At 60.6% G+C, this 401-nt stretch carries 1 pseudogene; it reads right to left on the bottom strand.

Going from position 1 to position 401, the window contains the following annotated elements:
- Window positions 1-401, bottom strand: a pseudogene (locus tag CYR55_RS23155) (glycoside hydrolase family 65 protein); the annotation flags it as partial.

The raw sequence follows: 401 nt of genomic DNA, 5'->3' as shown, positions 1-401 counted from the left end.
GGCGACAATCGCGTAGATCGCCTTGCTGAGCGATGAGTCATGGATGGTACGCGGCAGGTAGTAATCCAGGTTGGCGCGTTGCACGTCACGGCTGAACAGCGACGGCAGCAGGAAGAACAGCATGATCAGGTCGGCCTGCTTGAGGATCTGCATCTCGTTGACTTCCGCCCGCGAGTAGTCGAGCAGAATCGACTGGGTGCCGGCTTTTGCCTGATAGCGCGTCAGGTCTATCGTCGGTTTGCTGAAGAAGCTGTCATCCTGCGGGATAACCCGATCGTTATCCGGCTGCGGCAACACGCAACGGGCCAGGAAATCCCGCCCGCGGGCGCGGAAGCCGGCATGTTCCGGTGTGTCCGGCAGGTAATGCAGCGCCTGCGCCACGCTGTAGTGCGCCAGATAAT

Source organism: Chimaeribacter californicus, assembly GCF_002858675.1.
GTDB classification, from domain to species: Bacteria; Pseudomonadota; Gammaproteobacteria; order Enterobacterales; family Enterobacteriaceae; genus Chimaeribacter; species Chimaeribacter californicus.
This window is presented reverse-complemented; position numbering and strand designations above follow the sequence as displayed.